The sequence below is a fragment of the Amphritea sp. HPY genome (genome assembly GCF_050870985.1).
Lineage (GTDB): Bacteria > Pseudomonadota > Gammaproteobacteria > Pseudomonadales > Balneatricaceae > Amphritea.
In genome coordinates this window covers 4,212,606-4,233,593 of record NZ_CP194015.1, presented here as the reverse complement: position 1 = coordinate 4,233,593, position 20,988 = coordinate 4,212,606, and the positions used below count along the sequence as shown (strand labels likewise).

16 protein-coding genes are annotated in these 20,988 nt (G+C 49.9%); 13 read left to right on the top strand and 3 right to left on the bottom strand.

The window, feature by feature from the left end; genetic code table 11:
* Positions 1-8 precede the first annotated feature (8 nt).
* From glmS to ACQUQM_RS18775, 3 genes are all read left to right on the top strand, one after another.
* Complete coding sequence (gene glmS / locus ACQUQM_RS18785; protein WP_432471405.1) at positions 9-1,838, top strand: glutamine--fructose-6-phosphate transaminase (isomerizing); 1,830 nt, start codon at positions 9-11, stop codon at positions 1,836-1,838.
* A gap of 187 nt (positions 1,839-2,025) precedes the next feature.
* Positions 2,026-4,593 carry a PDZ domain-containing protein gene (locus ACQUQM_RS18780; RefSeq protein ID WP_432471404.1) on the top strand — a complete coding sequence of 856 codons (2,568 nt, stop codon included), beginning with the start codon at positions 2,026-2,028 and terminating at the stop codon, positions 4,591-4,593.
* 228 nt (positions 4,594-4,821) lie between these two features.
* Positions 4,822-6,312 (top strand): FMN-binding glutamate synthase family protein, encoded by a 1,491-nt coding sequence (locus ACQUQM_RS18775; RefSeq protein ID WP_432471402.1) that lies wholly within the window; start codon positions 4,822-4,824, stop codon positions 6,310-6,312.
* A 78-nt stretch (positions 6,313-6,390) separates the two neighbouring features.
* On the opposite strand, the gene ACQUQM_RS18770 is transcribed toward ACQUQM_RS18775, so the two are convergent.
* Positions 6,391-7,272, bottom strand: coding sequence for a MurR/RpiR family transcriptional regulator (locus ACQUQM_RS18770; RefSeq protein ID WP_432471401.1), 882 nt, complete (start codon positions 7,270-7,272; stop codon positions 6,391-6,393).
* Positions 7,273-7,489: 217 nt separating this feature from the next.
* Between ACQUQM_RS18770 and ACQUQM_RS18765 the strand changes: the two genes are divergently transcribed.
* Complete coding sequence (locus ACQUQM_RS18765) at positions 7,490-8,626, top strand: TRAP transporter substrate-binding protein (protein WP_432471400.1); 1,137 nt, start codon at positions 7,490-7,492, stop codon at positions 8,624-8,626.
* A gap of 59 nt (positions 8,627-8,685) precedes the next feature.
* Here the strand turns inward: ACQUQM_RS18765 and ACQUQM_RS18760 are convergent, their stop codons facing one another.
* Together ACQUQM_RS18760 and ACQUQM_RS18755 are read right to left on the bottom strand one after the other, a co-directional pair.
* On the bottom strand, positions 8,686-10,065 hold the full coding sequence (locus ACQUQM_RS18760; protein WP_432471399.1) for a TRAP transporter large permease: 1,380 nt from the start codon (positions 10,063-10,065) through the stop codon (positions 8,686-8,688).
* Positions 10,062-10,616, bottom strand: coding sequence for a TRAP transporter small permease subunit (locus ACQUQM_RS18755; protein WP_432471398.1), 555 nt, complete (start codon positions 10,614-10,616; stop codon positions 10,062-10,064). Before ACQUQM_RS18755 ends, ACQUQM_RS18760 begins: the two co-directional genes overlap by 4 nt.
* A gap of 276 nt (positions 10,617-10,892) precedes the next feature.
* On the opposite strand from ACQUQM_RS18755, the gene ACQUQM_RS18750 reads away from it, so the two are divergent.
* The 9 genes from ACQUQM_RS18750 (at position 10,893) to ACQUQM_RS18710 (ending at position 20,970) form a co-directional block, all read left to right on the top strand.
* Positions 10,893-11,489, top strand: coding sequence for a YjaG family protein (locus ACQUQM_RS18750; RefSeq protein WP_432471397.1), 597 nt, complete (start codon positions 10,893-10,895; stop codon positions 11,487-11,489).
* Complete coding sequence (locus ACQUQM_RS18745; protein ID WP_432471396.1) at positions 11,489-11,749, top strand: hypothetical protein; 261 nt, start codon at positions 11,489-11,491, stop codon at positions 11,747-11,749. The genes ACQUQM_RS18750 and ACQUQM_RS18745 overlap by 1 nt, the downstream gene beginning before the upstream one ends.
* A 17-nt stretch (positions 11,750-11,766) precedes the next feature.
* A complete protein-coding gene (locus ACQUQM_RS18740; protein ID WP_432471394.1) occupies positions 11,767-12,198 on the top strand; it encodes a hypothetical protein in 432 nt (143 codons plus the stop codon).
* Between the two features lie 135 nt (positions 12,199-12,333).
* Positions 12,334-12,789 (top strand): hypothetical protein, encoded by a 456-nt coding sequence (locus tag ACQUQM_RS18735; RefSeq protein WP_432471393.1) that lies wholly within the window; start codon positions 12,334-12,336, stop codon positions 12,787-12,789.
* 463 nt (positions 12,790-13,252) lie between these two features.
* Entirely contained in the window at positions 13,253-14,062 is an 810-nt protein-coding gene (locus tag ACQUQM_RS18730; RefSeq protein ID WP_432471392.1) for a response regulator, read from the top strand.
* A gap of 54 nt (positions 14,063-14,116) precedes the next feature.
* Complete coding sequence (locus ACQUQM_RS18725; RefSeq protein WP_432471391.1) at positions 14,117-14,479, top strand: response regulator; 363 nt, start codon at positions 14,117-14,119, stop codon at positions 14,477-14,479.
* Between the two features lie 21 nt (positions 14,480-14,500).
* Complete coding sequence (locus tag ACQUQM_RS18720; RefSeq protein ID WP_432471389.1) at positions 14,501-15,007, top strand: chemotaxis protein CheW; 507 nt, start codon at positions 14,501-14,503, stop codon at positions 15,005-15,007.
* A gap of 4 nt (positions 15,008-15,011) precedes the next feature.
* Complete coding sequence (locus tag ACQUQM_RS18715; RefSeq protein ID WP_432471388.1) at positions 15,012-17,156, top strand: methyl-accepting chemotaxis protein; 2,145 nt, start codon at positions 15,012-15,014, stop codon at positions 17,154-17,156.
* Positions 17,157-17,184: 28 nt separating this feature from the next.
* Positions 17,185-20,970 (top strand): hybrid sensor histidine kinase/response regulator, encoded by a 3,786-nt coding sequence (locus ACQUQM_RS18710; protein WP_432471387.1) that lies wholly within the window; start codon positions 17,185-17,187, stop codon positions 20,968-20,970.
* Positions 20,971-20,988 lie beyond the last annotated feature (18 nt).

Genomic DNA, 20,988 nt, shown 5'->3' with positions numbered 1-20,988 from the left:
GCAGGATTATGTGTGGAATAGTAGGCGCCATTGCCGGACGTAATGTCTCAGCGATTCTGCTGGAAGGACTGAAGCGGCTTGAATACCGCGGTTATGATTCAGCGGGTATGGCGGTTTATAACGCCGAGACAGGTTTACTTGATCATGTTAAACGCCTGGGCAAGGTTGCTGAACTGGAAAAGGGGCTAGAGGAACATGCGTTGCCGGGTAGTCTGGGTATCGCGCATACCCGTTGGGCAACCCACGGCAAGCCGGAGGAGCGTAATGCGCATCCCCATCTGTCTTCGGATCGTATTGCGATCGTACATAACGGAATCATCGAGAACTATGCTGAGCTTAAGGATGAACTGACAGCCGATGGCTATACGTTTCTGTCCGATACCGATACTGAGGTAGTCACCCACCTGATTCATCAGGCAGTATCCAGCGGTAGCTCACTTGAGCAAGCATTAAAAACAACAGGTCAGCGGCTTAAAGGTGCTTATGCGCTGGCAGTAATAGATCAGCAGCAACCGGATCGTATGCTGGCAACCCGGATGGGCAGCCCGCTGGTTATCGGTGTTGGTATCGAAGAGAATTTCATCGCCTCCGACCCATTGGCATTGTTGCAGGTAACCGACCGCTTCATCTATCTGGAAGAGGGCGACCTGGCCCTGATCAGTCAGGGGCAGATTGCGATAGAGGATAGTTCCGGCAATCTGGCAGTACGGGAGATCAAACAATTTGAGCATGGCCATGATGCCGCCGATAAGGGTGAATACCGGCATTACATGCTGAAAGAGATCTACGAGCAGCCGCAGGTTATCAAAAACGTACTGGAAGGGCGTATCCACCAGGGACGAGTGCTGGAGCAGATTTTTGGAGCTGATGCCTCTGAGCTGTTTGATCAGGTCAAATGCATCCAGATAGTGGCCTGTGGTACCAGCTATAACGCGGGTGTGGTTGCGCGTTACTGGATTGAGAAGCTGGCGGGTATCCCCTGCATGGTAGAAGTCGCCAGTGAGTTCCGTTATCGGGCTACTGTCTGCATGCCTGGAACGCTGTTTGTCACTATTTCTCAATCGGGTGAAACTGCGGATACGTTAGCAGCGCTGCGTGAAGCGAAAGGTGAAGGTTATCTGGCTTCGTTGGCTATATGTAACGTACCGGGCAGCTCATTGGTACGGGAGTCTGATCTGTGTCTGATGACCAATGCCGGTCCTGAAATTGGCGTTGCCTCAACCAAAGCTTTTACCAGTCAGCTGGTTGCGCTGATGCTAACGACGCTGATCCTTGCCCGGCGTCATGGCTTTACCGAAGAAGAGCGTATTGTTGCTAATCTGCAGCAGCTTTCCGGCCTGTGTGAACAGGTACTGGCGCTTGATCCTGCGATTCAGAAGATGGCTGAGCATTTTGTTGATAAGCATCACACCCTGTTTCTGGGGCGCGGGACTATCTATCCGGTTGCCGTTGAAGGGGCGCTTAAACTGAAAGAAATCTCATATATTCATGCTGAGGCTTACCCTGCCGGAGAGCTGAAACATGGTCCGCTGGCGTTAGTCGATGACGATATGCCGGTTGTGGCCGTGGCACCGAATAACTCCTTACTGGAGAAGCTACAGGCTAACCTGGAGGAAGTAAGAGCCCGGGGTGGTAAGTTGTTCCTGTTCGCGGACAGTAAAGCGAAAGTTAAACCCGGGAATGATGTACAACTAATCACACTACCGGATCTGGCAACAGAGATGGCGCCGATTATCTATTCAATCCCTCTGCAGTTACTGTCTTACTATGTTGCAGTACTGAAAGGTACCGATGTTGATCAGCCCCGTAATCTGGCTAAATCGGTTACTGTTGAGTAACTCTATCAACTCTGAAAAACCGGCTTTTATAGCCGGTTTTTTTATATCTTCTAAAAAGTGGATGGTTTTCAGTTTCATTTCCACAAAACGGGTTACAAAATTTGAAAACTTGAATCTGAAGGCACAAACTTCAATGATGTAACTGTAAGGTTGACCTAAATGCAGTTTAGTTATCAGTGGAAGAGGAATGACATATTACTCCAGATTTAGTACCTGTTGTTTGCTTGTGGTTGCGTTTTTAACGCTAACGTCGTGCAGTACTGCGCAGGTCAAATCAGCAATTTCTACCAAACCGGATACCGGAGGGTATCTGGGAATTATGGTGACAGCCCAAACAGTAAAGAGCAAAGTACCTGCTGCAGCCCTGGTGAGGATTACGACCGTTGTACCCGGATCGGCGGCGGATAAAGCAGGCCTCCAGATCGGAGACCTGCTGCTTGGGCTGGACGGGAACTCACTCGAGAAACCACCGGCCGAGGTGCTAAGTCACTTCCGCCAGTTGGTTCAGGCGAGGAGCGCTGGTACAAGACTCTCACTCCTGATCCGTCGCAGGACTATCAGTGTCCAGACCTTCCTTGACGATACGTCGTATGGCGAACCTAAAGACCTTTCGGTCGAGAATCAACAGCGCCTGCCTGACCTGGATCAGCTTATGGAGGAGCACCCTGACCAGTTGGTTGAGGTGCGCACGCGCGCATTGGACAGGGAGCAAGAAGTCGAGGTTGTGCTCACTGCGCGGTCTAGGGCTCTCGATCACCCGCTCCCAGATAATGCGAGTCTGCGCCCAGATCTGGAGGCGGAACCACTGCTGCCCAGTGCGGCGCTTGCGGCGCGTGTGATTGCGCTGGCTCATATATCCCAGTCTCCATTGCAGGAACGCTTTGACCAGCTTCTCGAACGGTTTGAGCAGGATGAGCGGATCGATGATCCATTCCGGCTAAGGACAATCCGGTACTTGCACCGGGCTCCGCTCAAACTCACCAACTCTACGAGAGGGCTTGGTCGTGACTTGCGTTCGGTTCAGGCAGATTCCCTGCAAGGTCCTAACCTTGAGGTCCTGCTCGGAATCGTTCGCCGGCACCTGGACATGCCTGAAGCGGTTTCGAAGGTTTCTGCGAATCTAACAGCTCGACCGGGATCAGGAGCGTCGGCTGCTGACCATGGAAGTTACTTGCTTGCGTTGGTCAGGTTGGCAGAACAGCATGTGGCCCAAGCCTTTAGCTATCTTAGCGTGACCGAGCGCAAGCGCCTGGCCGACTCGCTACCAACCCTAGCGGATCAGTTTGCGGAGATTATTTATCTGCATAATGATGTCGACAGACAGCGCTGGGGGCAGCACGCTGAGGTGATCCGAATACTACCGAAGGTTGACCGGAGCGAACTTCTGGCTGGGTTGGAGGTGCTCTTATTAGCTGTGATGCCAGACTACCTGGCCCAGATTGAACGTGATCTGAAAACGGCCGAAGCCGGTGGGGAACGGGCTTCGGAGGCGGCGGGAACAAGCGGCACGATTTTGTGGCGCTCGGCTGAGGACATAGTGATTGGTGGTAGTGGAGAAAACGAGTATAGGTTCGATTTTAAGGTCGTGGTCGACATCGGTGGCGATGATCGCTACCGCACTTCGGTTGGTGCTGGCCGCCCCGATCGTCCTGTCGCGTTAGTGATTGATTTGGCCGGTGATGACCGTTATCAGTCTGACAAGCCTTTCTCGCAGGGTACGGGGTTTATGGGCGTAGGCGTCCTCTACGACCAGGCCGGTGATGATCGCTACACAAGCAATCAGAGTTTCGCCCAGGGGAGCGCCCTGGCCGGAGCTGGTTTGCTGATTGATCGTGCTGGTGATGATGTGTACCGTGGGATTCGTTACGCACAGGCCAGTGCTCTATGCCATGGCCTGGGTGCAGTGCTGGATGGCGACGGCAACGATATCTTTTCGGCTGGGGGCTTCGCTCAGGGATTTGCGGGGCCGGGCGCCTTTGGGGGGCTGATCTCTCGCGGAGGGGATGACTATTATGAAGCGTTGGGGCTTTATCGCTCTAGCTATCCCAATGGTGTTGGTATCTATAGGGGGATGTCACAGGGAGCTGGGATCGGGTTCCGGCACCTGTCCTCTGGCGGGATAGGTGTTCTGCTGGACGATGGCGGCAAAGATTTTTACGAAGCCGGAAACTTCTCGCAGGGCGGAGGTTACTATTTTGGCTGGGGTCTATTGATTGATTTGGGGGTCGACCCTGATCGCTACGAAGGCTCGCGCTATGCGCAAGGCTTTGCTTCCCACTCGGCTCTCGGCTCGTTCTTGGATGAAGGTGGGAACGATATATATAAAAGCTGGGTCGGTGCCGGCAACAGCGCGGCCTGGGACCTGTCTGCTACGGTCTTCCTGGACGATGGCGGGAACGATCACTATGCAGCTGGCTCAGGTTTTTCCCTTGGGGCCTCGGCGCACAACGGTTTTGCGTTATTTGTCGACCATGATGGGGAGGACCTTTACCAAATCACACCAGGGCGGGCCGGTCCTAACAGTTACCATGGCGGGTCGAGCCTCTCTATCTTTGTTGACGCTGGGGGACAGTCAGACCGTTATGAAGGCGGCGGGCTGTCCGATGAGCAGGGTAGGATTAAGGGCGAGACAGGGGTCCTGCTCGACCTACCCGAAACTATAAAAAACGCCGATGATGTGATTCTTAAACGACTTCTCTTAACCGAAGGGATTCAAACTTTCGACTTTATTGAATCAGAGAAAAACCGGCGATAATGCCGGTTTTCTAATCTTTTCTCCTGATTCTCAGTTTCATTTCCACAAAACGGGTAACAATAAGCGAGATATTTTTTCTGAACAGCCGTTTACATTTATGTGGCTGATAGGCATCAGCGTTGCAACAGGATAGGATTGAAGTAACCCTTGGGGGCTCTTTGTAACGTTTAGCCTGAATAGAATAGCCGTCAGACTTTATTAATAAGAACAATATGATGGAGTGCGGATATGATTGATCCCGTTAGTAGTTTTGCGATCAATTTCGTCGCTGTTTTAGGTGGCATTTTTCTATTTATTTTTGTTGTTGGCCTGATAGCTGCGCTGATTATCTACCAGATAGACAAGCATCAGACGAAACAGACAATACGAAGAAATTACCCTCTTTTTGGCCGTTTCCGATACCTGTTTGAACATGTTGGTGAATTTTTTCGCCAGTATTTCTTCGCTCAGGATCGCGAGGAAATGCCGTTTAACCGTGCTCAGCGTAGTTGGGTATACAGGGCAGCCAAAGATGTAGATAACACGATCGCATTTGGCTCTACCCGTGATCTTCGAATTCCCGGTACCTATTTCTTCCTCAACTGTCCGTTTCCGACACTAAAAGAGGATGCAGCCAAGACCCAGCCGACCCGGATTGGCCCCTATTGTGAAAAGCCTTTTGACGCTAAATCATTCTTTAATATTTCCGGTATGAGCTACGGCGCACTCTCTAAGCCCGCGGTACTGGCGTTGGCTAATGGTGCACGTGAAGCGGGTTGCTGGATGAATACAGGTGAAGGTGGCTTATCGCCACATCATCTTGCAGGTGGTTGCGATATAGTTTGCCAGATCGGTACTGCGAAATATGGTGTGCGCAATGGCGACGGTCTCATGAGTGATGAAAAGCTCAGGGAGAAAGCGGCGATCGAACAGGTCAGAATGTTCGAGATAAAGCTGAGCCAGGGAGCTAAGCCGGGTAAAGGCGGTATGCTTCCGGCAGAGAAAGTCTGCAAAGAGATCGCCGCGATTCGTGGCATCCCTGAAGGAGAGGCTTCTATCAGTCCTAATCGCCACCCGGAAGTGGCGTCTATCGATGATCTTCTTGATATGGTGAATCATGTTCGCGAAGTTACCGGTAAACCGGTCGGTTTTAAAATGGTCCTGGGATCAACCGATTGGCTGGATCAGTTTTGTGAAGCGATTATCAGTCGCGGTATCGAACAGGCACCGGATTTTATTACGCTGGATAGTAGTGACGGTGGTACCGGTGCCGCACCGATGCCATTGATGGATAGTGTTGGCTTGCCGTTACGTGAAAGTTTGCCGGCTTTAGTTAATAAACTGATCATGCATGGCCTGCGCGATCGCATTCGAATTATTGCTTCGGGTAAATGTATTAACCCCACCGATGTCGCCGCTACACTTTGTCTCGGGGCTGACTTCTGTGTTAGTGCCCGTGGGTATATGTTTGCACTGGGTTGTATCCAGGCCCTTCAGTGTAATAAGAATACGTGTCCTACGGGTATCACGACTCATGATAAAGATCTGCAGCGTGGCTTAGTGCCGGAAGATAAATCGGTCAGGGTGATGAACTATCATAATCATCTGGTTAATGAAGTAGAGATGATAGCCCATTCCTGCGGCGTTTCTGAGCCGCGAAAACTGAAACGGAAACATGCTGCAATTGTCATCGATAGTGGTCGCTCTGTGCCGTTGGATATTCTCTATCCGGAGTTCTAGAGAGACATCGTTTACACAAAAAAGCCTGCATAATTAGCAGGCTTTTTATTATCTGACCGATGTAAGATCATTTAAGTCTCAGGAGGAGGACTTTCTTACCGGTAAACGTTTATCGTTCTGACGCAGGCTCTTCAGGCTACGCTTAATAGTTTTCAGATGGTCCAGCAAACCAGGTCCCAGCTTCATCGCTACGCCAACCGCCAGGACGTCGATAACAACCAGATGGACTACCCGGGAAGACATCAGGGTGCTCAGGTCTTTATCTTCTTCAAGATCGATATGGATCGAAATTGAAGCCATATCAGCCAGCGGAGTATTGCTTGGACAAAGTGAAATAACGGTTACCCCAGCCTCTTTAACCAGTTTAACCGCATGTAACAGGTCTTTTGTACGGCCGGTCTGGGATATTGCGATAACCACATCGTTCTCGGTCAGGGTGGTGGCCGAGATCATCTGCATATGCGGATCGGAGTAAGCCGATGCGGAAAGTTTTAGTCGGTGAAACTTATGTTGTGCGTCATCACATACCGGCGCGGAAGCACCAAAGCCGTATAGTTCAAGTCGACTGGCATTGACGATAGCATCGATAGCCGACTCCAGAGTATCCGCATCCAGCTCTTCTCTGACTCGCATCATATTGCCAACGGTTGAATCAAAGATCTTCTGCTTAAATTCGCTAACGGTATCTTTACTGTTTAGTGAAAACTGCTCGAAGTTAGCATTACTGGCGAGTCCCTGGGCGAGGGTTAGTTTGAAGTCCTGAAATCCATCATAGTTAAGAGCCCGGCAGAAGCGGACAACAGTAGGCTCGCTGACATTAGCTTCAGAGGCCAGGTCGACAATACGCATATGGATAACATCGGAAGGGTTTTCCAACACATAGTCAGCCACTTTCTGCTCTGATTTTCGCAGATTTGTTTTGGCATCAGCGATCGATTTTAAAAGATTCAACGACTGCAACGTTATTCCTACCTGGTTGGCTTTACGCTTTGCGATGAGTATATCAGCAATTGTACTTAATAGAATAAATCGGGCGCCATTCTATAGTCATCAGGGGAAAACCCCCTGTTCGTTAAAGGGGTTGCTTACTGTTTGAAATTGCAGCATTTATGAGTTGGTGATATGTTCTTTAGGTTGTTGATGAAAAACAAAAAAATTGATATTAGGGAGAATCCTAGTGAAGCGTCGTGAGATTGTTAAAGTCCTGGGCCTGGGTGCTGCAGCAGCTGGTCTGGCTGCCTGTACTGAGCAGAAAGCGCCAGCAGTTGCAGATTGTAAGCCGACTGAATCGGCAGCTGCACCTGCTCCGGCAGCCACCGCTGAACCGATCGAATGGAAAATGGTAACCACCTGGCCGAAAAACTTCCCTGGTTTGGGTGTCGGTGCAAATAATCTGGCAGAGTTGATTGGACAGATGTCCGGTGGCCGGATCAAAGTTAAGGTTTATGGCGCTAAAGAGCTCGTCGGCGCGCTGGAAATTTTCGATGCTGTTTCCCGTGGTACTGCAGAAATGGGTCACGGCGCGTCTTATTACTGGAAAGGTAAGACTCGTGCGGCACAGTTCTTTGCTGCAGTGCCGTTTGGTCTGACGGCGCAGGAGATGAACTCCTGGTTGTACCATGGCGGCGGTATGGAGCTGTGGGAAGAGATCTATGCTGAATTTGGTCTGATTCCTGGCGCTGCGGGTAATACCGGTGTGCAGATGGGCGGCTGGTTCAACCGCGAGATCAATACCGTTAAAGACCTCGAAGGTCTGAAGATGCGTATCCCGGGTCTGGGCGGTGAAGTGTTGAAACGTGCCGGTGGTACTCCGGTATTGTTGCCTGGTGGTGAGATTTTCCCATCCCTGCAATCCGGTGCTATCGATGCAACTGAGTGGGTAGGCCCGTATAACGATATGGCCTTCGGTCTGCACAAAGCGGCTAAGTTCTACTACTACCCAGGCTGGCATGAGCCAGGTACTACACTGGAGTGCTTTGTAAACAAGGAAGCGTTCGAGAAGCTGCCTGAAGACCTTCAGGTTATCGTACGCAGCGCTATCCGTGTTGCAAACCAGGATATGCTGTCTGACTTCACTGCGAAGAACAATCGTGCCCTGGAGCAACTGGTGAATGAGCAAGGCGTCGAGCTGCGTCAGTTCCCTGATGAAGTTCTGAAAGCGATCAAAGATCTGTCTGACCAGGTAGTTGCTGAAGAAGCAGCGAAAGATCCTATGTCGAAGAAAGTATTCGATTCTTTCGTTCAGTTCCGTGATCAGGCCAAGAAGTGGCACGCGGTATCTGAGCAGGCTTACCTGAACGCCCGTTCTTTGTAATTAAGTTTCTTTAACAAAAAGCAGGCTGTATGCCTGCTTTTTTTGTGCCTGTAATAATATTAACCGTATACCAGCTCCGGTAACCAGGTTGCTAATGCCGGCCACTGCGCCAGAGCAATCAGAATAATTAGCTGGATAAAGATAAACGGAATTACACCACGATAAATCTGCATAGTAGCGATACTTGCAGGCGCTACACCACGAAGATAGAACAGGGCAAAACCGAATGGAGGTGTCAGGAAAGAGGTTTGCAGGTTAATCGCGATCATTATACCCAGCCATACCGGGTCCAGGCCCATAGCCAGCAAAATCGGTGCGACGATAGGGACTACGACGAAAGTGATCTCAATAAAGTCGAGGAAGAAACCGAGCAGGAATATCACCAGCATCACCAGCAGCACTGCTCCGAACACGCCACCAGGCAGGTCTGAAAGAAATTCCCGCACCAGATCATCGCCACCGTAGCCGCGGAATACTAACGAGAATATTGACGCACCCACCAGGATGATAAATACCATTGAGCTGACCTGGGTGGTGGTTCGCATTACCTGTTTAAGTATATCCAGAGTAAAGCAACGTCGCAGCATGGCCAGAACCATCGCGCCTACTGCGCCGACAGAGGCGGCTTCAGTCGGGGTCGCCCAACCGGCAAGAATGGATCCGAGTACCAGGCCAACCAGAAATACTGGAGGCAGCAATGCAGAAAGCACTCGTTTCAGCATATTGTCCATGGCATCCCGTTCTTCTTTAGGGATAGCCGGAACCGACGTCGGATCGAATATTGCTTTATAGACCAGGTAAAGAATGTAAGCACCGACCAATAGTAAACCGGGTATCAGTGCACCCAGAAATAGGTCACCAACTGTTACCGTCTCAGGCGAGTAGATACCCTGGTCAAGTTGCGCTTGCTGGTAGGCAGACGAGATTACGTCGCCCAGCAAAACCAGGACAATTGATGGAGGAATGATCTGGCCTAGTGTACCCGAAGCGCAGATAACACCGGTTGCAACTTTGGGGTCATAGCCGCGGCGTAACATCGTCGGTAAGGATAGCAGGCCCATTGTAACTACCGTAGCACCGACGATGCCGGTACTGGCTGCCAGCAACATACCCACAACCGTTACAGAGATGCCAAGGCCGCCACGCATTGGTCCAAATAGCGCGGCCATAGTATCGAGCAGCTCTTCAGCAATTTTCGATTTCTCCAGCATCACCCCCATAAAGACAAACAGGGGAACGGCGATGAGGACCGTGTTATTCATGATACCGAACAGGCGGTTCGGAACGGCTTCGAGAAAGCTTGCTTCAAAATGTCCGGTCATTATGCCGATAGCGGCAAAAACCAGGCCTGTTCCCGCCAGGGAAAATGCGACTGAGTAACCCAATAGAAGAACAACAATAGCGCCGAGAAATAGCAGCAGTGGTAGCAATTCGATCATAACGGGTGCTCCTGTGGATCAGATTCCAGCAGGTGACCCTGCCCGGTCAAAACCAGGATGCTGCGTAGCAACTCTGCAATACCCTGTAAAATCATGAGAATTGGCATCACAATCAAAGATGTTTTAAGAATAAATAGAGCTTCAATTCCGCCGGCTTCCTGTGAGCCTTCCAGTGTTGCCCAGGAGAACGCCACATAATCCCAGGAGATCAACAGAATGAAGATAGAAACGGGTAGCAGCAATAGCAGGGTACCTAAGATATTGATGATGGCTTTGCCTCGTTCAGTCATCGGTCGATAGAAGATATCGACCCGGACATGACCATCATGTTTCAGGGTGTAGCCGGCGGCGAGCAGGAATACAAAGCTATGCATATAGATAATTGATTCTTGCAGCGGAATATTGCCGATATTGAAGACGTAGCGCATGACTACGACGATAAAAGTGACTAACACCATCAGCAGGGTGAGCCAGGCGATGGTGCGTCCGGTCCACTCGCTGAAAGTGTCGAGCACTTTCACCAGGGTAGCCAGAGGGTTTATTGTTTTCATTATCCTTCTTCCTGTCAGGAGTTAGGGATCCTGCGCATAAGCCCAATATTTTCTCAGCGGGCCCAACATGCTTTTTAAGCAGTTTCCTTAGATATCGGGAAAAAGTATAACAATAAAAACAATGCTTAATCAGTGTGTTAAAGCTGATTATTCATGACGGGCTTAAGTGCTTCATGAAATCTCGGGTTAAAACCATCTTAGGCGGTATAACAGCTGCAAACTTGTCCAATATCCGTACAATAGAGCATCAAATTGAATGTCCGGAGTATTGTTGAAATGTCACAGTGGTTGTTGGAACAAGAGCTTAAATCTCTCGAAGGCTGGAAGCTGAGTGCGTTTTCTGCAGCGATAACCGAACGGATGTTTCCTAATTTTGCTTTGTTCGCTAATCTGCTGGAATTTGGTGACCGTACACAGATACGAATAATCCTTGATGGTGTCTGGAATCAGTTGGCTAATAGCGGTGCTAAGATGAATTTCGAGGTACAGCTGGTCAATGTTGAAGATAACATGCCTGACCTTGAACAATTCGATATGTATGGCGCATCTCCGGCATTGGATGCAATGGTCGCTCTATACTCCTGTATTAACTGTCTTCTTGAGCCAAACCGTTCCGAAGCAGCTAATATTGGCAACTTGTCTCAGGAGTGTGTCGCAACATTTATTGAAGTGACCGCTGAAGCTCAATTGTCCGATGAAGAGCTTATTCGTTTTATCAATGATCACGATATGCTATTGCAAGAAGAGGCTTTTCAGGAAGAGGTGATCAAACGTCTTCATAAGGTTGCCAACCCGACCCCGGCGTTTATTGCTGAACTGAAACTGCTGGCAGCAAATGATGGTGTCAGCAATATCGGGGTGAGTGACGATTAATGCTGCGTCTGGGTCTGTTGCTGCTGGTACTTCCCGGCGTTATTTTAATGGCTGTGTTCTGGAATGAACTATCGGCAGTTAATGACTGCCTATCATCCGGTGGATCTTTTGATTACCTGAATCAACTGTGTGATAAGCAGAGTAATCATGATTTCATCCCTTTCTCTGCACGTAACCCTCTGCTGTTGAATCTTACGATGTTGGCTTCCGCGGCGGGATTCTTTATGTGTCTTTTCGGGCTCTATGTTAAAGCCCGCTGATTGAAGGTAGCGAGTTAATGCGACGTTTCTGGATAGTATTTCTTATACTCATTGTCATCGCTGTTTTTTATGGCTGGCAGAATGGTCCGCAATGGCTGGCCTCCTGGAATAGTGGTCACCAGGAGATGGTTGAGCAGCAGCGCGTTGCGGGTACTGCGTTTGGTCGTGAAAATGACCGGCAAGGTTGTTTTTCAAGCGCCCTGGCGCGGCTGGAAAGTTGTAAGGAAACGGAATATAAGTGTACTGTCAGCAGTGGTATGTATCTGCGCAGTTGCTGGCAGGAAAGTCTGCCCAGCGAAGGTTTTTGTGATGGACTACCGGCTTTCTCTGATTCGCCGAGCGAGGATGACAAAGCCTGGATTAAGGACCGCTGCCTTGAGCTGGGGGCGACTGCAAAAGGTTGTCGTATACTGCTTAAGCAGAAAATGCAGTTATGTAGTAACGGTTGATAAGTGTAATATTTTGGGTCGCAGGGATGATAATATTTTCAGGCTGGTCCAGGCTAAAAAATTCTATTTGTCGGGTCAAAGGTTCAGGTTAAGCAGATCTTTATCTGAATATACTGAATAAGCCAGGGAGAGGTTGTGAGTATCTTAAACAGGCCAGTAAACAGGACAATCATTAGTGTTACTGATCCATTTTATGGCGAGGCAGATTCCGAGCCGCCATTACTGACGGAAAAAGTCGTCCCTTCTTCTTTTGGCAGCAGGCGCGAGGCAGTCCTGCTTGCCTGCGGCATAGCCGCCCCCGCACAAAGCGCTTTGCCTGCTGATACGCAAATCCTCGATCCTCAAACCCTTGAAAAACATGAACTCAACCTGCTAACTCTACGGTTTAAGAAACTGTTTCGGAAATACAAAGGTGAAGGTTCCACTGCTATTTATAGCTTTATCATCGATAACTGGTGTCTGGATTTTCCGCGGACTGTCGCTGCTGTTGCCACTTTGAGGCAAGACCTTGCCTGCGTAATAGAGGGTTCTGAGCTGCGCCAAAAATTTATGCTGCAAAGTGAAGATATTCAAAACGCGATTCTAAATTAGAATTATATTTAGTATTTATGTAGTACTTTAGTTCATAGGTTTGCTCTAGCGAGCAAAAAAAACACTCGGGGGCTTGTTAATTTGTCCCTCGGCACGTAGTTTAATACGGTTGTTTGATCGTTCGATCAAACAAAAATCGTCAGATTATCAACAGATTATAAATATAAAAAAGGTTGTAGCTGATCCTGAGAACTGAGATTACATTTCGGATCAGCATTGTCATTATGCGAAGTTATTTAAATTTAACGGGTGAATTGCCACCTGTATCATCAATGGTTATTGATGCCCTGCTACATTCTGAATCTATCTCCCAGAACCCTGCTTGTTACGGTAGTCCGGTCCGTTATTGGCGGACACTTATTCCACCTCTGGCTAGTTGATTAATTGTTTTGCCGCCTGTTTTTATAACTCTCAGGTAGCATCAGTTATTACGCTTATTTAAAGTCTGAAGGTAGCAATAACAATGAATATCGGAACGCTTGGTTTCCCTCTGGATCAGCAGCAGAAGCTGGAAAAGATTCTTAGCCTGTCAAAAAATAATCGCTATTCACTGATCGATTTTGAGCAGGAAAGTCTGCCTGACCTGCTACTGCTGTTTGGTGCTGATGCAGCGAGTGATCCTCTGGTACAAGAGCTACCCAGGGGCTTTCGTTCCCGACTGATTCAGGTCAGCAAAGAAAAGCCGGAACAGAACGATCTGGCACATATTCGCTATCCACTGGTTTCTTCCCGGGTGATTCGGGCGCTGGATCAGATGACTTTTGAGAACGAAGAAGCAGATTCTGCAGAGTTGGAGCAGGCGCAGCAACAGGCAGATGCCCGATTCAGTAAATACGACGATCAGGCTGATAGCAATATTGCTCAGCAAGTAGACCGCGATAGCTACCAAGTGTTAGTCGTGGATGATAATAATGCGATGCAGCAGGCACTTGCTCTGGAACTGAATAAGTTACCGCTGCCGGTTGCTATTGATTACGCCGATAGCGGTGAGCAGGCATTGCAGAGGGTTACTTCGCAGCATTACGATTTTATTTTCCTGGATATTCTTATGCCAGGTATTGATGGCTTTGAAACTTGCTCCAGTATGCGGGAGGTTCCTGAGCTTAAAAAAACCCCGATTATTATGCTGACCTCTAAAACCTCACCCTTAGATGAGGTAAAGGGCATCATGGCGGGTTGTTCTACCTACCTTACAAAACCGATCGATCAGGCAGAGTTCCAGGGTGTTATCAGCCGGGTATCTAACTGGGTCGATGAATTTAAAAAAGCTTAAATCTTCGCTGTGTAGCATTGGCTGCACAACGGTAAAAATATCTGTGGAGTTAACATGAGCAAGAAGATCCTGGTCGTTGAGGATGATCCGGTACAACAGAAACATATCTGCAATGTACTGGGCAGTATCGATGCCGAGATAGTTCTGGCGGCGAATGGTCAGCAGGGCATCAGTATGGCGCAACAGGAGCAGCCTGATCTGATTCTGATGGATATCGTGATGCCTGAAGTTGATGGTTTCTCTGCCTGTCGTCAGATAACCAGCGACTCTGCGACTAAAAATATTCCAGTGGTGATGGTATCCAGTAAGAATCAGGATGCTGACAAAGTCTGGGCACAGTTGCAGGGTGCTACCACGGTGGTTGGAAAACCATTTACCGAACAGGAGTTGCTGGCGCAGGTCAGCGCGCTGATCTGATTAACAGCCAGGGAAAGAGCGATGCCACAGACCGCATTGAGTAATGATTCGGAACAACAATTTTACGACCTGAGGCATGGTTTCAGGGTGGGAGGCTTTGCTTTGTTATTACAGCAACATACCCACTCTGAACTGATCCCTTGTGGTCAGGTCTGCAGGATACCAGAGACGCCGGACTGGTTCGTTGGTTTTATTAATCATCGGGGTGAGGCTGTACCAGTGTATGACCTGGCTCGCAGCCTGAGTCAGAAGGAAGAAAAAACCAGACAGCGCTGGCTGTTATTGCTGGACCGGCAACCGGATACTGCGGCACTGTTGTTATATAGCACGCCACAGAGTATTACGGATCCACAACAGCTTGAACAGGAAAAGTGTATTGCAATACCCGATGAACTGAAGCGTTTCTGTAGTGGTCAGTATCACTATCAGGACATGCTTTGGCTGGAGTTCGATCACCGGGCATTTTTTGCGACCCAGAAGGCCGCGTTCAATAAAGATAACAGCACAATAAAAACAACGGGGAACTGAGCTGATGAGTTCATTCTGGGAAGTTAACACTATCAATGATCGTCAAGTCTGGGAATTTAAAAACCTCAGGATGTCGGCTAAATTTGCGATCGCTATCGCGCTACTTGTGATGGGTCTGATATTTATGGCGGCCTCATACTACAAAACGATTGTAGTCGAGGAAGAAGCACAGGCCAGATCGCAGCAGCTGAATGATTTCCTGTTGCTGGTGGGTGATATTAAATCTAACGTTGCGCAGGCGCGCTTCCAGGAGAAAAGCTTCCTGGCAGATAAGCAGATGCAGCAGCTGACCTTGTTTAATCAGGTCATGGCGCAGGTGGATAACGATATTGAGCGTCTGCACGAATATCTGAGAACGGAAGAAGATAAAGCCCAGGTGCAGAAGTTCCAGGAGATTATCGATCGCTATCAGGACACTTTTTATGACGGCTCTGAGGCAAGTATCGAAGTCGGTCTGACCGCCGACCAAGGCTTGTCAAAACAGATCAGAAACCTGATGTGGGAAACCGATGCCCTGATTGTCTGGCTGGAGCGTGGCTGGTTGCGGGATCAGTTCAATACTTTACGCAATAACCTTGATGAGTATATAAGCAGTAACGGTCGTACCGTTACGGTTGCCCAGATTAATCGCGATCTGCTGCGTATGTCGAATCAGCTTGAAGCGATCAGCGTGAATAAGTTTCCACAGAACAAAATTGCCGTACTGGAGAATCTGGATATTGCCCGGGTACTTTTCGGTGAACTGAATCAGGCGGTTGACCGCAGTAACACCCGGTTTACCCAGTTGCAGACAATTATTGCGGCACTCGATCCGGAGATTCAGGCAGTAACGGCGCTTGCCGGGATCTATAAGGTACAAAACGAGGAACGGCAGGCAAAAGATACACTGGACACGGTAACTTACTTCTTTATCTCGATGGCGCTGATGATCATCGCGATGGCCGTCTCTCTGTCAATTATCAAATATGGCGTAATTGACCCGGTAAAGCAGATCCAGTCTACCGTAGACCGGGTACGCGAAGGTGATGTAGAAGCCCGTAGTGAGCTGGAAACAAAAGATGAATTGGGACAGCTGGCATCGGTACTGGATAGTCTGCTAGATGAGAAAGAGCAGGCACTGGCCGTGAAAGAGCAGGAAAACAGCGCCCTAAACGCATCGATTATCGAGTTGATCCAGAGTGTATTCCAGATCAGTCAGCGGGACCTGACGGTACGGGTGCCGGTGGCGGAAGATGTTACCGGTGCCATCGCCGATTCTATCAATCAGTTGGCAACATCCATTGAATCGGTATTGCATGATGTAAGTGCTGTATCGAGCCGGGTAAACAGTGCTTCGGTGCAGGTTAAATCCCAGTCAGAAACTGTGCTCAGCTACGCCAGCCGGGATCAGGAAGAGATTCTGCTGACCCTGAAAGGTCTGGAGTCGGCGATCAAAGCGATGGAGCTGATCTCGAAACTGGCGGTGCTGTCTAATAATGCTTCACAAAAAGCGATTAAAACCTCTGAAACGGCGATGGATTCGGTATCTCAGACCATCAGCAGTATTAACAAGATTCGCCAGACCATTCACGAAGCTGAAAAACGGATTAAACGACTGGGCGAACGTTCCCAGGAGATCGGCGGCATTGTAAACCTGATTAACAATATTTCCGAGCGGACCCACGTTTTGTCGCTTAATGCGAGTATGCATGCCGCATCGGCAGGTGAAGCCGGACGCGGTCTGATGGTGGTGGTAGATGAAGTACAACGACTGGCGGAGAACTCCCGGGAAGCAACCTCCGAAATCGAGTCCCTGGTAAACAATATTCAGCTGGAAACCGCTGATACCATCAATGTTATGAATACAGTAATCAGTGACGTTGTTGAAGGCACCCGGTTGGCAGAAGAAGCTGGTGAGCGAATGGGCGAAACGCGTGCTACCACACAGACCCTAGTTGAGTCGGTAATCCGTATTGCGCAGAACTCGGCGAAGCAGGCGCGGGTAGCTAAAGAGCTGCGCGAGCGGGCCAGTATGATCGATCAATCCACCGTTGCAACCAACAAAGAGATGCAGCAGCAGGCGGAACTGTCTGATGAGCTGGTAGATGCTGCTGAAGAACTGCAGCGCTCGGTCAGCGTATTTAAGCTGGCTGCGCCTGAAGTATCCTGAGCTCCGATAGCTGTTGCGGGTGAATAGCATGAAGCAGGTTTTTATAACCGATATGGAGCTGTTGCAGGCGTTACTGCAACAGCTTGAGCGTAATGAACTGACCAGTATTGTAATCATCGACCAGCTGCAACAGTGGATCGATAGTTATAGTGAGCAGGGTTTTATCGGTCTGGCGGATGCGCTGGCTTTGGTTGCTGAGCAGCTGGAGCAGTTACCGCCGGAGCTGGAAGATGACCAGCGGGTGCTGCTGGACGATTGCGGCAAAGCGCTGCTGGATCTGGCCAATGTGCAACAACCGGCCGTATGGCAATATCTGCTGGCCAGCCTGACGGATAGTCGTTGGCCGGAACCGGTCGATGAAGAAGACTGCGGTTTTCTTGCTGAGCTGCTGCAACAGGATGTCGAAAAGTTATGGTCAGAAGAGGAGCTCGTCTCTGCTGAGACTGAAGGGAGCCCAGTACAGACGCAGCCGACGATCATTGCAAATATTCTGCAGCGTTTTTCTGAGTCAGGAGAAAACCTGGAAGATATTGCAGATAATTTTCATGATATTGCAGATAAATGCAGCGAAGACGGGTTTTCGGGGATCTCAGATCTTTTAGCTTTAAGTGCTGAACTACTGGAAAGTGGAGGAGAAACGTCGCTATCAGGCGAGTATCTTCCTTTGCTGATAAATGTTCTGTCAGCGCGAGAGGTCGTTGAGACAGAATCCTTGTTGCAACTGATGTCGGATTCGCGCTGGAACGAGCCTTTACCGAGTGATGATCGTGAATTTCTGGCGGAGATTCTGATGGCCGATTTTCAGCGCCTGAGTCCGCTTACCTTCGGGTTGGCAGATATAGCGCCTGAAAGGGTTGAGGCAACTGTACCGGCACTACAGCAATCACCAGTACAGCCACTGCTACAGCCTTTCTGTGATATAGATTTTTCTTTGCTGGAACAGCCAGGACCTGCCATTGATCCTGATGTGTTGGCGATGCTGACGGCTACTCTGCAGCAGCTGGAACCGTTATGGCTGGATGAAGCTGAGACCACTGAGTCTTTGCTGGCAATCAGCTTGCAGCAGCTTGAGCCAGTACAGCGGGCTCTACAGACGCTGCATCTGCACGGAGCGTTGTTTATTGTGCAGGGGATCCGGATTAATCTTGAATACCTGGCAGGCCATCCCCGACTCTTGGAATCAGGCCTCAAGTTACAGATAGCCGCTGTTTTCCGGCAGTTTATCCTTTATTTTGACGATATTACTGACCAACTATCCCATCAACAGCTGCTTGATCAGCTGCTGTTGGCCGACCTGCCTGGTGCTCCAAGCGAGGAGCAAGCCGGTTTTATACGTGGTTTGCTGGCGCTGGCCAGTATTGAATTTGCGGATCTTCTTGAACCTGAGGTGGCGAATGCTGGCGATCTGCAGCTGCAGGTGTCTGATGATATAGACCCCCAGTTGCTGGATATGCTGTTCGACGAACTGCCACAGCAATCGGAGCAGCTGATAAGTCATTTGCAGCACGACAATGATCTCCAGGAGTTGCGTTCTGCGCAGCGTATTTCCCATACCATAAAGGGCCTGGCCAATATGGCGGGTATCGCCGGTCTGGCCAGTCTGACACACCGTCTGGAAGATATTCTGGAACTGCTGACCGAAGCTGGACAGCTACCGGGCTCCGCACTGGCAGAAACTGTGTTGGCTGCTGCCGATACCATTGCCGCAATGAGTGATGCGGTGGTGGCAAATAGCCCAGCTCCTCAGGGCAGTGTACAGCTGCTACAGCAACTGATGGACTGGCATTACCAATTGCGCAACGAAGGTGTAGCATTAGCGGCTGCTGAACTTCAGTCCGGGCATATCACTGAGTCTGCAGCAGAAACTGATACCGTAGCAAACGTTGCCAAAGAAATGAGCGACGAGTTTGCCGGATCATTATTAGTTGACTCATTGCCCGATAATTCGCCGTCAGGTGATTCACTTCAGCCTGATGTGCCCGATCAACAGCCGCTCAGGCAGGAGCAAGTGTTGCAGCGGGTACCACAGGCGACCCTTGATAGCTTGTTGCGGCTGACCGGTGAATCCAGCACTCTGAGTACTCAGCTTGATGAAGAGATTACCCAGTTGCGCAGCTATAGCCGGATCGGTCGGGACCGGCAGCGGGCGCTGCAGCGAATAATGTTCGAGCTGGAGCAACAGTTGAATGAGTATTATACCCTGCAGCCAGAGCTGGATCGGGAGAGCTCTGAATTTGATCCCCTGGAAATGGACCGTTACAGCGAGATGCATACCAGTCTGTCCCGGTTACAGGAGGCAGCGGCGGATATCAGGGAGGTTGAAGATACGCTGGACAAGCATATCCGGCGTACAGGGGAATTACATATAGCTCAGTCTGGGTTGCAGAAAGAGACTCTGGACCGGGTACTCAGCACCCGGCTGGTGGAAGTAAAAACCATGACCAATCGGATGCAGCGTATTTTGCGTCAGGCCTGTCGGGCCTCGGGTAAAGATGCCGTGCTGGAAATTGAAGGTGAGCATACCCGGATCGATAGCCAGATTCTGGATCAGCTGGCCGATCCGTTGATGCATATTATCCGTAATGCGGTGGATCATGGCCTTGAAACGGCGCAGCAGCGACTCGCGAAAGGTAAGCCTGAACAGGGTCGGCTAACGCTAAGCTTCCGCCTTGATAACGACCTGGTGCGGGTAACCTGTAGTGACGACGGAGCTGGCATTGATACCCTGAAGGTGCGCCAGGTTGCTAGCGATAAACAACTAATCGACGCTGATACCGAGTTAAGCGAGCAAGAGCTGCAACGACTTATACTGGTACCTGGCTTTTCTACTAGTGACCAGATCAGTCAGTTGTCCGGTCGTGGTATCGGGATGGATGTGGTCTATCAGCAAGTGATGCGTTTACAGGGATCATTGGATATCAGGTCTGCTGAAAATGCGGGCACCACTTTTGAACTGTCTATGCCGGCCAACTCGCTGATGGTAAAAACACTTCTGGTGCGGGCTGGTAAGCAGATTTATGCCCTGTCCAGCCATGGCCTTGAACAGAGCCTGATCTCCCTTGATGGTCAGCTTATCGAGACCGAACAAGGCGCACACTTTACTTATGCTGATCAGTCTTATCCGGCATATCCGTTGGAATCCCTGGTGGCAGAAGCCGGTAAGCCCTATGCACAAGATCAGGTTTTTCCAGTGCTTCTGGTGAATATGGGGCAGGGTGAACGGGTCGCTGTATTAGTCCGTGAAGTGATCGCGCATCGGGAGCTGGCCTTCAAGGATATGGGTGATTATATTCCGGATATTCCGGGCATTCCGGGGCTGACTATTCTGGCCAATGGCGATACTGCCCCGATTGTCGATCTACCGGCGCGAATCCGGCATAAGCTGAGTGTCACTAAAAACCTGTTCCGTCAGGTTGATCATGGGGAATTGTTGTCCCTGCCCAAGTTGCTGGTGGTGGATGACTCGATTAGTGCGCGCAGCTCTTTGTCGACCCTGCTAAGAGATACCGGCTACGAAGTGCGTACCGCGATCGATGGGCTGGACGCGTTGAATCAGATTCGTAAGGACAGTCCGGATCTGGTGTTGACCGACCTGGAGATGCCACGGATGACTGGAATGGAGCTGGCGGCGATGATACAAAGCCGGCAAGAGATGCAGCATATTCCGGTGATGATGATTACATCCCGAACCACAGAGCGGCATCAGCGTGAAGCGGGTGCAGCCGGAGTGGCTTCATTTATAACCAAACCCTGGACTGAAAGCGGATTACTGCAGCAGGTCGAAAGCCTGCTCCAGCCGCAAAGCATGACTTAAATTTCGATTCACGAGTTA